The sequence below is a fragment of the Paenibacillus flagellatus genome (assembly GCF_003217775.1).
Classification (GTDB): Bacteria; Bacillota; Bacilli; order Paenibacillales; family NBRC-103111; genus Paenibacillus_AB; species Paenibacillus_AB flagellatus.
In genome coordinates this window covers 12,275-24,926 of sequence record NZ_QJVJ01000016.1, presented here as the reverse complement: position 1 = coordinate 24,926, position 12,652 = coordinate 12,275, and the positions used below count along the sequence as shown (strand labels likewise).

Below are 12,652 nucleotides of genomic sequence, written 5' to 3'. Positions count from 1 at the left end.
ACGCTGATTTCCGAACCTCGCGACTATATGACATGGGGGACGCTCGTCATGCTGAACAAAATGCCGATCTTCATGAAATATTTGATCTCCTATATCGCCGTGCTAATCATCCCGCTGCTGATGATCGGTCTGCTCGTATACGAGCATTACGTCGACATTTTGAAGGACGAAGTGACGACGAATCATCTGCGCATGCTCGACCGGATCCAGACCGCTTTCGACCAGAAGGTGAAGGAAATGAACACGATCGCCGCGGAAATCGCCTCGAAGCCGGAGCTGACGCCGTTCCAGCTGCAGCAGACGGCCTACAGCGGGGTGAAGGCGAAGCAGCTGCTGACGTATTCCGCCGCCAACGATTTCATCAGCGACGTGCTCGTCTACATCCGCGGCCAGCCGTATTTGTATTCGGGCTCGAGCACGTATACGCCGGAACTGTTCATGAACCATATCTACAAGTACGAGTCGTGGAGCCTGGAGCAATTCGTCAGCGATATGGCGACGCTCCGCTCGCCGCGGCTTCGGCCCTCCGAGCCGATCGTGGCCGCGCATTTGTCGGACAAGCGGGCGCTTACCTACATGGTTCCGATCCCCGTGAACGCGGCGGCTCCGTACGGCAGCGTCCTCTTCGTGATCGGGGAATCGAAGGTGCGGACGATGCTGCAAGGTTTGCTGGAATACGGCGAAGGCAACACGATGGTGTTCAACGAGAAAGGGGAGCGCATCGTATCGCTGCGGGACGGGACGGATGCGGACGAGCTCGAGGCGACGACAATCGCGCAAGCGCTTTCGGCCGGGACGAGCACGCGCAGCTATGCCGGGCAAGATTACGTTTTCTCGAAGGTGAAGTCGTCCTACAACGGCTGGACGTACGTGACGATGCTGCCTACGGAGCGGTTTCTCCAGCGGGTCATCGACGTGAAGAACCGGGCCGTCGTCGCCTTATGCTGGGTGCTCGCGGTCGGGAGCGCGCTCATCTACGGGCTGCTGCACGTCAATTACGGACCCGTCCGCCGGCTGCTGTCTTCCGCCGGGAAGCAGTGGGGCGGCTCGTTCCGCACGTTCGGCGACGTCACGAGGGCGTTCCACCAAATTGCCGAGCAAAACGAGCGTCTGGGGCGCAAGGTCGATCAGACCCGGACGGCGGTCCGCGAGCATATGCTGCTCGCCTTGATGAAAGGGCGCGTCGAGGACGTCGACGAGTTCCGCCGCAAGTCCGAGGAGGCGGGCATCCGGTTCACGAAGCCGCAGCTTGTCGTCGTTCGCTTCGCGGTACGCCGAGCCGCCGACGGGGAGCCGGGCGTACGGGCCGAGCTGGCGGAGGCGATCGAACGGGGGATGGCGGACATCGCCGAATCGTACCGCGTCGACGGTCTGGAAGGGCCGCAGCTCAATTTTCTGTGCGCCGTCGACGAAGCCGGCGACGACTGGCGGATGCGGATCGCCGAGCTGCACGGCAGCGTACGCGAGACGTTCCGCATCGACGTCGCCGTCGGCATCGGCAGCCCGTACCGGGATTTGCGCGAGCTGGGGAAATCGTTCATCGAGGCGTCGACGGCGCTCGATTTCAAGCTGATCAAGGGCTTCAACGAAGTGATCGATTACCGGACCATGACGGGGGAGCAGGAGATGGCGGTCCGTTACCCGCGGCGTCAAATCGAGACGCTCGAGGTGCTCATCGTCCAAGGCGACACGGTATCGCTGAATGAGGCCGTGCGCGAGCTGCTGGCCCGGATCGAGAGCGGCTCCATGCCGCTTCATCTCGTCCGCTGCGTCTGCTACGACATGATCAACTGCATTCTGAAGGCGATGCAGCGGCTGGACGGCGGCATCGAATCGGCGGCGGTCCCGTATCCCGACGTCGTCGCGCTGACGAAGTTCGATACGGTTCAAGAGCTGGCCGCCCTGATCGAACGGATGGGCGAGCAGCTGTGCGCGGATATCGCCGCTTCGCGGGACGAAGCCGGCCAGACCGCCCTCAAGCGCGCGATGATCGAGCATATCCGGACCGCGTACCGGGACCCGCAATTTTCGGTCCAGTCGATGGCGGATCATTTCTCCGTGTCGGCTTCGTATTTGAAACGGTTTTTCAAGGAGCAGACCGGGCAGACGGTGACCGACTACGTCAACCATTGCCGGCTGGAGCAGGCCAAGCATCTGCTGCTGACGACCGATCTGGTGCTCAAGGACGTCGTGCGGGACATCGGGTATTTCGACGTGCCGAGCTTTATCCGCAAGTTCAAGCAGACGATGAAAGTGACGCCGGGGGAATACCGGAAGCTTCGGGACGACCGGCCCCGCGAGCCGGGTTGACGGTCGAATGACGCAACACCTTCCGCTACGGGGACCGCCCCTATGCGGAAGGTTTTTGCATTTGCCGGACGGGTCGCGTCCGTTCGGCCAACCGGATGGCCGATACGCATATTTACGGCGGCCGGCCGGCACGGCTATCGTAGGAGGTGCCGCGGCAAGGCAACAGGCATCATACGACTACGAGAGGTTGGGGGGATTCCTTGAAACCGGCAATCACGTCTCCGATGGAAGCGGATTCATCACGCAAGGCGTTCGCGGCCGCGAAGGCTGCGCCGACTTGGAAGCGGATACGCAAGCATTACCAGCTGTATGTATTCCTGCTGCCGACGATCGTTTATTTTCTCGTGTTTCAATACGGCCCGATGTACGGCCTCACGATCGCGTTCAAACAATTCGTCGCCGTCAAAGGCATCGCGGGCAGTCCGTGGGTCGGGTTCGCCCATTTCGAACGGTTTTTCCACTCGTTCCAGTTCGCGACCGTGCTCCGAAACACGCTGCTCATCAGCTTGTACGAGCTGCTCGTCGCGTTCCCGCTCCCGATCGTGCTGGCGCTTCTGTTGAACCAGGTCGGCCACGCCCGGTTCAAGAAGCTGGTCCAGACGGTCACGTACGCGCCGCACTTCATCTCGGCGGTCGTCATCGTCGGCATGCTCTACTTGCTCCTGTCGCCGAGGAGCGGGCTCGTCAACCGGCTCATCGTCCTGCTCGGCGGGGAGCCCGTCTACTTCATGGCGAGCGCGGACTGGTTCAAGACGATCTTCGTCTTCTCCGGCGTCTGGCAAAACGCGGGCTGGTCGATGATCGTCTACTTGGCGGCGCTGACGGCGGTCAACCCGGACCTGCACGAGGCGGCGGTCATGGACGGCGCGAGCAAGGCGCGGCGCATCTGGCATATCGACGTGCCGGCCGTCCTGCCGACGATCATGATCATGTTCATTTTGAACGTCGGCAGCTTCATGTCGGTCGGGTTCGAGAAAATTTATTTGATGCAAAACCCGCTCAATCTCGCCTCGTCGGAAGTGATTCAGACGTACGTGTACAAAACGGGGCTGCTCGGCGCGCAGTACAGCTATTCCGCCGCGGTCGGCCTGTTCAACTCGCTCGTCAATTTCGTCCTGCTTCTTGCGTTCAATCGATTGGCCAAATCGTTGAAGCAGGCGAGCTTATGGTAGAAAGGCGGTTGAGGTGATGGTCATTCGAAAAACGCGGGCGGACCGCTGGTTCGACCTGTTCAACTACAGCTTGCTCGGGGCCGTCATGCTGGTCGTGCTCTATCCGCTGTACCTCGTCGTCATCTCGTCGATCAGCGACCCGAACAGCGTAAACGGGGGGAGCGTCTGGCTCTTGCCGGACGGCGTGACGTTCGAAGGGTATCGGCGTATTTTCGCCGACGGGCGCATCTGGACGGGGTACCGCAATTCGCTCCTGTACGCGGCGCTCGGCGCGTCGATCAACGTGGCGCTGACGCTCGGCGCCGGATACGCGCTGTCGCGGACGGAGCTGGCCGGGCGGAACTTCTTCATGTTCCTCATCGTCTTCACGATGTTTTTCGGCGGGGGCTTGATCCCGTCCTACTTGCTCGTGAAGGAGCTCGGGATGGTCAACACGGTCTGGTCGCAGGTCATCCCGAACGCCGTCGGGGCGTTCAACATCATCATCACCCGGACGTTTTTTCAATCGACGATTCCGAAGGAGCTGCAGGAGGCGGCCGATATGGACGGCTGCTCGGACGCGACGTTCTTTTTCCGGATCGCGCTGCCGCTGTCGCTGCCGATCGTCGCCGTCATGACGCTGTTCAGCGTCGTCGGACATTGGAACTCGTACTTTCAAGCGCTCATTTATTTGCGCAACGAGGAGCTGTATCCGCTGCAAATCGTTCTGCGCGAGATTTTGATCGTCAACGCGACGCAGGACAACATGCTGATGGCGTCGCAGAACGAAGCCGAGACGCTGCGCATCGTCGACGTGATGAAGTACGGCGTCATCATCGTGGCCAGCTTGCCGGTGCTCGTGCTGTATCCGTTTTTGCAGCGGTATTTCGTCAAGGGCGTCATGATCGGCTCGATCAAAGGATAGAGACTATAGACGAAAAGGGGTATTGCCATGACCATGAAACGAATCGCCCGGTCGGGCTTCGCGTTGACGGCGGCCGCGGCCGTCCTGATTGCGGGATGTTCGGGCGGCGGGGAACCGAAGGCGAACGACGCCGCCGACAAGACGAAGGACGGAAATGTGAACGCGACGGGGCTGCCGATCGTCAAGGAGCCGCTGACGCTCAAGTTCGCGACGACGAAATCGGCGCAGCAAAAAAAGCCGCATGAAGAGATGGAGGCGGTGAAAGCGTTCGAGGCGCAGACGAACATCCGCATTCAATGGGACGCGACGGCGCAAGGGCAAGGCTATCCGGAGAAAAAAAATCTGATGTTCGCCGGCGGCGATTTGCCCGACGTCTTCTTCGGTCCGGAGAGCTTGAGGGACGACGATTTGCTCCGGTACGGCCCGCAAGGGCTGCTCGTTCCGCTTGAAACCCTGATCCCGAAGTATGCGCCGCGTATTCAGGAAATTTTGGACAACAATCCGTCGATCAAAAAGTCGATTACGGCGCCGGACGGGCACATTTACTCGATTCCGACGATCGTGGACGGGATGGAAAGCGCGCTCGGGGAAGTATGGTTCATCAACAAGACGTGGCTGGACAAATTGAATTTGCAAATGCCGACGACGACGGAGCAGTTCGAGCAGGTGCTCAAGGCGTTCAAGGACAACGATCCGAACGGCAACGGCAAAGCGGACGAAATTCCGCTCAGCTTCCTGTACGGCAACGCCTTGAACGGCATTTATTCGTTCAGCGGCTCGTTCGGGACGCTCGATAACGGCTCGCATCTGTCGGCGATCGACGGGAAGGTGACGTTCACGGCGGTCCAGCAAGGGTTCAAAGAGTCGATCGCCTACTTGAACCGGCTGTACAAGCAAGGGCTGATCGATCAGGAGGCGTTCACGCACGACCGCAACGTCTACTTCGCGAAGGGCCGCAGCAAGGGCGGAGCCGTCTATGGCGTATTCAGCGGCTTCCATACGCCGAACGTCGTCGGCACCGAATACGAGAAGCAGTACGTGCCGCTTCCGCCGCTGAAAGGACCGGGCGGGCAGCAAATGTGGAACGAATACGAGCCGCGGTACTTCGCTCGCGGCGGGTTCGCCATCACGTCGGCGAACAAGCATCCCGAGGCGTCGCTCCGCTGGATCGACGAGCTGTACAAGGAGAAAAATTCGCTGCAATGGAGCTACGGGCCGATCGGCGTCACGCTCAAGGAGAACGCCGACGGGACGTACGGCAACATGCCGACGCCGTCCGGAATGAGCTACGACGAGTTCCGTCACAGCGAAGCGCCCGGCAATACGTCGGCCGCGGCGATCCTGATGGATACGGTCGCGAAGATGGAGAAAAACGACAACGTCAAGAAGCGGCTCGAATACCTCGCCATCTACAAGCCGTTTATGAAAAACACGGCGTATCCGAACATTCTGTTCGATCCGAAAGACATGGAACGGTTGACGGTGCTGCAGACGGACATTATGACCTACGTGACGCAAATGCAGCCGAAATGGGTGATCGACGGCAACATCGAGGGCGAATGGAACGATTATTTGAAAAAGCTGGACCAGATGGGCTTGAAGGAAATGATGACGATTTACCAGTCGAACTACGACCGGTACCAGTCGGTGAAATAAGAAGCGAAAGCGGGCGGTGACATGGCGAAAAAGCCGAATATCGTGCTCATCACGAGCGATCAGCAGCATTGGAACACGATCGGGGCGTTCAACCCGGAAATCTCCACCCCGAGCTTGGACCGGCTCGTGCGGGAGGGGACGACGTTCACCCGCGCGTACTGCCCGAATCCGACCTGCACGCCGAGCCGGTCGTCGATCGTGACGGGAACGTACCCGAGCCGGCACGGCGCTTGGGCGCTCGGGACGAAGCTCCCGGAAGGGACGCGCACGCTCGGCGACGAGCTGCAGGAGGAAGGGTACCGGACGGCGCTGATCGGCAAAGCCCATTTCCAGCAGCTCCGGTCCTCGGAGACGTATCCGTCGATTGAAAGCGAGCCGCTGCTGCACGATTTGTCTTATTGGAAAGAGCGCTTCGAAGGGCCGTTCTACGGGTTTCAGCATGTGGAAATGCTGCGCAACCACGCGCACGAGCACCTGGTCGGGCAGCATTACGCGCTCTGGATGGATGAGCAGGGCTTCGATTGGAGGGCGCATTTCGCCGAGCCGACGGGGACGCTGCCTTACGCGACGGAGCACCGGTGGTCGCTGCCGGAGAAGTACCATTACAACGCCTGGATCGCCGAGCGGACGAACGCGTATATGGAGCGCTGCCGGGACGAAGGGGAGCCGTTCTTCGTCTGGGCGAGCTTCCCCGATCCGCATCCGCCGTATCTCGTGCCCGAGCCGTGGGACGCGATGTACGACCCCGACGCCTTGACGCAGCCGGCGCTGACGCCCGGCGAGCACGAGGCGAATCCGCCCCATTTCGGCATGACGCAGCTGCCGAACCCGGATTTCGCCGCTTATCAGGAGACCGGACTAGGGGTGCACGGCCTGCACAGCCACTTGATCCCGGAAGCGAAACAGCGCCGAAATATGGCGGTCTACTACGGCATGGTCAGCATGCTGGACCGCTACGTCGGCCGCATTCTCGACAAGCTGGACGCGCTCGGCTTGACGGACGAGACGATCGTCGTCTTCACGACCGATCACGGGCATCTGTTCGGCCAGCACGGGCTGCAGTTCAAGGGCGCGTTTCATTACGAGGACTTGCTGAAGCTGCCGTTCCTCGTCCGGTACCCGGGCGTCGTCCCGGCCGGCGCCGTCTCGGCGGCGATGCAGTCGCTCGTCGACTTGGCGCCGACGCTGCTCGGCTTCGCGGGCCGGCCGGCGCCGCGCGGCATGACCGGCGTCGACCAGCGGCTCGTCTGGGCGGGGCGCCAGTCGGCGGCGCGGGACCATATCGTGTGCGAGCATCGCAATGAACCGACGGCGATGCATGTGAGGACGTACGTCGACGCCCGCTACAAGCTGACGGTCTACTATCACCGGACGTACGGCGAGCTGTTCGATTTGGCCGCCGATCCGGGCGAAATCCGCAACGCATGGGACGATCCGGACTACCGCGGGATCAAGTCGGAGCTGCTGCTGAAGTTTCTATGGGCGGAGCTCGGCAAGGAGCCGATGCCGATGCCGCGGCTCAGCCACGCCTGATCAGGGAGGAGATCGCGATGAAGGAACGGACGGCCGTCCGGCCGGACAAACGGCCGAACGTGCTCATTTTCCATACCGACCAGCAGCGATATGACAGTCTCGGCTGCACGGGCAACGCGTACGCCGAGACGCCGAACATCGACCGGCTCGCGTCGGAAGGGACGCTGTTTCGCCGGCACGTCAGCGCAAGCCCGGTCTGCATGCCGTCGCGCGCTTCGTTGTTCACGGGACGGTACCCGAACGGGCACGGCGTCCATACGAACGGGGTGGCGCTGCCGCGGCGCGACCATTGGACCGGCCATCCGATGAACGACGGTCAGCCGTTGAACGCCGGGGTGTTCAGCCACGTGCCGACGATGGCGGACGCGTTCTCGGAGGCGGGGTACCGGACCGCCTCGATCGGCAAGCTGCACCTGACGTGCACGAACGCGCCGCGAAGCTGCCGGTACGAGGAGTCGCGCGTCCGGTGGGCGGAAGAGGCGATGGAGTCGTGGTCGGGACCGTATTACGGCTTCGATCGGGTCGAGCTGACGATCGGCCACGGGGAAGACTATACCGGCCATTACGGCAGGTGGCTGGAGCGCGAATATCCCGAAGTCGCGGCCCGGGTGAAGTCGGGGCTGTACCGGGGGAGCGGCGCCTCCCGCCATACGCTGTACCCGAGCGTCGTGCCGGTCGAGGCGCACAGCTCGACCTGGATCGCCGGTCGGGCCGTCTCGTACTTGCGGGAGGCGGCGAACGACACGCGGCCGTTCCTGCTGTTTCTCGGCTTCCCCGATCCGCACTTCCCGTTCGTGCCGCCCGCGGAGCTGGCCGAGCGGTTCGCGTCGAAGGACGTCCCGCCCGCCCGGGAGAAGGCGGACCCGTATGGCGTCCCCGCCGCGATGCGCAGGCTGTACCGCGACGATGCGCTGCAGAACGTCCGGCGGTTCGGCGACGGCTTCGTCCGGCTCGCCCGTCAATATACGGACGCGATGCTCCATCTGGTCGACCTCTCCGTCGGCCGGGTGACCGGCGCGCTGCGGGAGCTCGGGCTGGAGGACGATACGATCGTGCTGTTCACGAGCGACCACGGCGACTATCTCGGCGATTACGGGCTTATCTTCAAGTCCGAATTCGGCTGCAAGGCGCTCAACCATGTGCCGCTCCTCGTGAAGGTGCCCATGCGCCGGGACGATTGGCCGGGCGAGTGCCGGGCGGCCGTAAGCAATGCGGACGTGCTGCCGACGCTGTGCGAGCTGGCGGGCGTCCCGGCGCCGGACGGCGTCCAGGGCCGCAGCTTGGTCCCGCTCCTGGAGGGCCGGGCTCCGTCGTCGCCCGTCACGGTCGCCTGTTACGGGGAGGCGCCGGAAGATCGCAATTTCAGTCTATGGAACGACCGGTACCGGTACACATGGTATCCCGCCGCCGGCGAATGCGAGCTGTACGACCACGAGGCCGATCTGGGCGAGACGGCCGATCTCGCGGGGACGCCGGAGGCGGCGGCCGTCCGGCAGGCGATGCACGCGGAGCTGCTGGAGAGGCACGTCCGCCACGACCGGCCGTCGGCCGGCAAATCGTCGAACTGGTGAAAGGGGGACGGAGCGAGCGATTGCCGCTCCGTCGTTTCGCTTTTCGCACGGAATGGCTTCTTTTTCTTGAAAGCGGTTCCTGCTACACTGATCTTGACGAAAGGGAGGGATGGATATGACGCGGACGAACGTGCTTCTTCTCATGACGGACCAACAGCGGGCGGACAGCGTAGGCTGCTTCGGCAGCCCGGTCGTCGAGACGCCGAATTTGGACTGGCTGGCGTCCCAAGGGACGATCTTCACGCAGGCGTATACGCCGAGCCCGTCGTGCATTCCCGCGCGGGCGGCCTTGCTGACCGGGCAAAAGCCGTGGAACACGGGCATTCTCGGAATGGGACGCGGACAAGGCCCGATGGGGGTCGGGTTCGCGCATACGCTGCCCGGCGAGCTGGCGAAGGCGGGGTACCATACGCAGGGCGTCGGCAAAATGCACTTTTACCCGCAGCGCACGCTGAACGGCTTCCACCATACCGTGCTGGACGAATCGGGGCGCGAGGAGGATCCGGGCTTCGTCTCGGATTACCGGAAATGGTTTCAGCGCCACAAGGACGGGGACTACGACATCACCGACCACGGCATCGGCTGGAACTCGTGGATGGCCCGGCCGTACCATGCGCCGGAGCATCTGCATCCGACGAACTGGACGGTGAACGAGTCGATCGAGTTTTTGAAGCGGCGCGATCCGGCGAAGCCGTTTTTCTTGAAAACGTCGTTCGCCCGGCCGCATTCCCCTTACGACGCTCCGGCGTATTATTTCGACTTGTATGCGAACGGAGGCAAGGCGATTCCGGCCCCGTACAAGGGAGAATGGGCGTCCATGCACGACGATCCGGAGGAGGCGGCCCGGCCGGACGCGTGGCGGGGCGTGCGCTCGGACGAGGAAATTCGCCGCGCCCGCGCGGGCTACTACGGCTCGATTACGCATATCGATCACCAGATCGGACGGCTGCTGACCTATATGCAAAAAATCGGGGAGCTCGACCGGACGCTGATCGTGTTCGTCTCCGACCACGGCGACATGCTGGGCGATCATAACCTGTGGCGCAAAACGTACGCGTACGACGGCTCCGCGCGCGTCCCGCTGATCGTCCGTCCTCCGCGCGCGTGGGGCAAGCCCGCCCGGGCGGTCGTCGATACGCCGGCCGTCCTGCAGGATCTGATGCCGACCGTGCTCGACTTCCTCGGCCTGCCGATACCGGATACGGTCGACGGCATCAGCCTGAAGCCGCTGATGGAAGGGAAGAGCGTCGGGCGCGAGTACATCCACGGGGAGCACAGCACGTGCTACTCCGAGGAGCAGGAGATGCAGTACATGACGGACGGCAAGCGCAAGTACGTCTGGCTGCCGCGCATCGGCCGGGAGCAGCTGTTCGACATCAGCCGCGATTTCCGGGAGGAGCGGGACTTGTCGGCGGACGGCGACTGGCGGGAGGAGCTGGACGTCTGGCGGAAGCGGCTCGTCGCCGAGCTCGAGCCGAGGGGAGCGGGGCTGACCGACGGGGGACGGCTCGTCAGCCAAGCCGGCAAGCCGTTTCTCGTGTCGCCCCGGTACCGCGAAAGGCTGGAGGCGTCGCCGTACAAGTGGATGAGCTGACGACAGCGGGAAGCGGGAAACGATGCCGCCCCGGCGATTCGGGCCCAGCGCGGCGGCGGCTTCGCCTCTGCCCTTACCGCCGCTCGGATGCGAGCAGCGCCCCGCGAACCGACTGGACGTCGCTGATCGGCGGAAGGCCGAACATGCGGGCGTATTCCCGGCTGAATTGGGTCGGGCTTTCGTAGCCGACCCGGAACGCCGCATCCGCGGCTTCCAGCGATTCCGCAAGCAGCAGGCGGCGCGCCTCCTGCAGACGGATCGCCTTCTGATACTGCAGCGGGCTCATGGCCGTCGCTTTCTTGAAATGCTTGTGCAGCGCCGAAGCGCTCATATGCACTTCCTTCGCCAGCCGTTCGATCCGGAGCGGCTTGTCGAAATCCCGGCGAATGAGCCGGATGGCGCCGGCGATGCGGTGCGAATGGCTGCCGGCGGCCGCAAACGTCAGCATCATCCGGCGCAGCTTGCCCTGCATGACCCGGTACAACGTTTCGCGGATGACGAGGGGAGCCAGAACCGGAACGTCCTGCGGCGAATCGAGCAGCCTGACGAGCCGGACGACGGCGTCCAGCAGCTCGGGAGTAAGGGTATCGATTCCGATGCCGCGCTCGACCTCCGTCCCTCCGTAAGAGGCCGGATCGAATTCTTCGGCGAGGTCGAGAATATCGTCCGTGCCGAAGCCGAGATGGAGGCCCAGGTACGGCTCCTCGGGCGACGCCCGGACGACCCGTCCGGCGATGGGCAGGTGGACGGACGTGACCAGGTAGGAGGCCGGGTCGTACCGGTACCGTTCATCCGCAAGCGATGCGGTTTTGGCGCCTTGCGCGATGATGCAGAGCGACGGCGTATAGACGGAATGGACGGTACCGTACGTATCGGTCGCGCGGATGAAGCGAAGGGCCGGAACGGCCGTCTCATGCGATCCGTCCGTCGGGGCGTGCCGCTCGATCAAGGCGGCCAGCTCGCCCAGACCGGCCGCCGGATCCGACGTCGTCCGTTCGTTATTCTTCATACCGATCAACCTCCGATGCATGTGTTGACCGAATCATAACAAACCGGATAGGATTAGGCAATCGTCATCCGCGATCGGGCTACCCCGTTCCGTAGCCGCTCCGCTACAATGATCCCATGAACCATACACCAATAGGGAAAGAGGGATCCGGGCATGCATTTGCAAGGGAAAGCAGCGATCGTAACGGGAGCGTCGAGAGGAATCGGGCGCGCGATAGCGGAGCGGCTGGCGTCGCTCGGCGCCAGCGTCGTCATCAACTATGCCGCGAATCGGGATAAAGCGGAGGAAGCGGTCGAGTCCATCGTCAAGCGGGGCGGGAGAGCGATTGCCGTGCAAGCGGACGTAAGCCGGGTCGGCGATGTGGAGAAGCTGTTCGCGGACGCCGTCTCCGAGCTGGGCAAGGTAGACATATTGGTCAACAATGCCGGGGTGATCGACTACAGGCTGATCGGGGACGTAACGGAAGCGGATTTCGACCGGCTGTTCGCGATCAACGTCAAAGGCACCTATTTCGCTTGCCAGCAAGCGATGAAGCGGATGGAGGAGGGCGGGAGAATCGTCAACTTCTCCACCTCCGTCGTCGGCTCGATGCTTCCGGCCTACAGCGTCTATGCGGCGACGAAAGGGGCCGTCGAGCAGATGACCCGCCAGCTGGCGAAGGAATTCGGTCCGAAGCGGATTACGATCAACGCGATCGCACCCGGGCCCGTCCGCACGGAGCTGTTCATGACCGGCAAAACGCAGGAGCAGATCGATGCGACGAGCCAAGCGAATGCGTTCCGGCGCCTCGGCGAGCCGGAGGACATCGCGAATGCGGTCGAGCTGCTGGTGAGCGACCGGTCCGGCTGGATTACCGGGCAGACGATCCGCGCGAACGGCGGATCCAATTGACGCGGTTTCCGG

Annotated in this window: 9 protein-coding genes; 8 read left to right on the top strand and 1 reads right to left on the bottom strand. The window is 62.9% G+C overall.

Going from position 1 to position 12,652, the window contains the following annotated elements; genetic code table 11:
* The first annotated feature begins 48 nt into the window (after nt 1-48).
* The 7 genes from DLM86_RS27320 to DLM86_RS27290 all read left to right on the top strand — a co-directional run bounded on the left by DLM86_RS27320 (nt 49) and on the right by DLM86_RS27290 (nt 10,740).
* Entirely contained in the window at nt 49-2,310 is a 2,262-nt protein-coding gene (locus DLM86_RS27320; RefSeq protein ID WP_158289688.1) for a helix-turn-helix domain-containing protein, read from the top strand.
* Nucleotides 2,311-2,534: 224 nt separating this feature from the next.
* The gene (locus tag DLM86_RS27315; protein ID WP_110843241.1) at nt 2,535-3,482 is read left to right on the top strand and encodes an ABC transporter permease; all 948 of its coding nucleotides are present in this window, start codon (nt 2,535-2,537) and stop codon (nt 3,480-3,482) included.
* 16 nt (nt 3,483-3,498) lie between these two features.
* Entirely contained in the window at nt 3,499-4,386 is an 888-nt protein-coding gene (locus tag DLM86_RS27310) for a carbohydrate ABC transporter permease (RefSeq protein ID WP_110843240.1), read from the top strand.
* Between the two features lie 27 nt (nt 4,387-4,413).
* Nucleotides 4,414-6,042 (top strand): extracellular solute-binding protein, encoded by a 1,629-nt coding sequence (locus DLM86_RS27305; RefSeq protein ID WP_110843239.1) that lies wholly within the window; start codon nt 4,414-4,416, stop codon nt 6,040-6,042.
* Between the two features lie 21 nt (nt 6,043-6,063).
* Nucleotides 6,064-7,575 (top strand): sulfatase family protein, encoded by a 1,512-nt coding sequence (locus DLM86_RS27300; RefSeq protein ID WP_110843238.1) that lies wholly within the window; start codon nt 6,064-6,066, stop codon nt 7,573-7,575.
* A gap of 17 nt (nt 7,576-7,592) precedes the next feature.
* Entirely contained in the window at nt 7,593-9,146 is a 1,554-nt protein-coding gene (locus tag DLM86_RS27295; protein ID WP_158289687.1) for a sulfatase family protein, read from the top strand.
* A 115-nt stretch (nt 9,147-9,261) separates the two neighbouring features.
* Complete coding sequence (locus DLM86_RS27290) at nt 9,262-10,740, top strand: arylsulfatase (RefSeq protein ID WP_110843236.1); 1,479 nt, start codon at nt 9,262-9,264, stop codon at nt 10,738-10,740.
* Nucleotides 10,741-10,813: 73 nt separating this feature from the next.
* Here DLM86_RS27290 and DLM86_RS27285 read toward each other — a convergent pair whose 3' ends face one another.
* Nucleotides 10,814-11,749: an AraC family transcriptional regulator gene (locus tag DLM86_RS27285; RefSeq protein WP_211326595.1), complete on the bottom strand. Its 936-nt coding sequence runs from the start codon at nt 11,747-11,749 to the stop codon at nt 10,814-10,816.
* Between the two features lie 153 nt (nt 11,750-11,902).
* Here DLM86_RS27285 and DLM86_RS27280 point away from each other — a divergent pair, with 153 nt between their 5' ends.
* A complete protein-coding gene (locus tag DLM86_RS27280; protein ID WP_110843234.1) occupies nt 11,903-12,640 on the top strand; it encodes an SDR family oxidoreductase in 738 nt (245 codons plus the stop codon).
* Nucleotides 12,641-12,652 lie beyond the last annotated feature (12 nt).

Bases quoted from the DNA above. Each gene is read 5' to 3' on its own strand.
- DLM86_RS27300 (WP_110843238.1), top strand. From the start codon at position 6,064: ATGGCGAAAAAGCCGAATATCGTGCTCATCACGAGCGATCAGCAGCAT.
- DLM86_RS27310 (WP_110843240.1), top strand. From the start codon at position 3,499: ATGGTCATTCGAAAAACGCGGGCGGACCGCTGGTTCGACCTGTTCAAC.
- DLM86_RS27295 (WP_158289687.1), top strand. From the start codon at position 7,593: ATGAAGGAACGGACGGCCGTCCGGCCGGACAAACGGCCGAACGTGCTC.
- DLM86_RS27315 (WP_110843241.1), top strand. From the start codon at position 2,535: ATGGAAGCGGATTCATCACGCAAGGCGTTCGCGGCCGCGAAGGCTGCG.
- DLM86_RS27305 (WP_110843239.1), top strand. From the start codon at position 4,414: ATGACCATGAAACGAATCGCCCGGTCGGGCTTCGCGTTGACGGCGGCC.
- DLM86_RS27285 (WP_211326595.1), bottom strand. From the start codon at position 11,749: ATGAAGAATAACGAACGGACGACGTCGGATCCGGCGGCCGGTCTGGGC.
- DLM86_RS27280 (WP_110843234.1), top strand. From the start codon at position 11,903: ATGCATTTGCAAGGGAAAGCAGCGATCGTAACGGGAGCGTCGAGAGGA.
- DLM86_RS27290 (WP_110843236.1), top strand. From the start codon at position 9,262: ATGACGCGGACGAACGTGCTTCTTCTCATGACGGACCAACAGCGGGCG.
- DLM86_RS27320 (WP_158289688.1), top strand. From the start codon at position 49: ATGCTGAACAAAATGCCGATCTTCATGAAATATTTGATCTCCTATATC.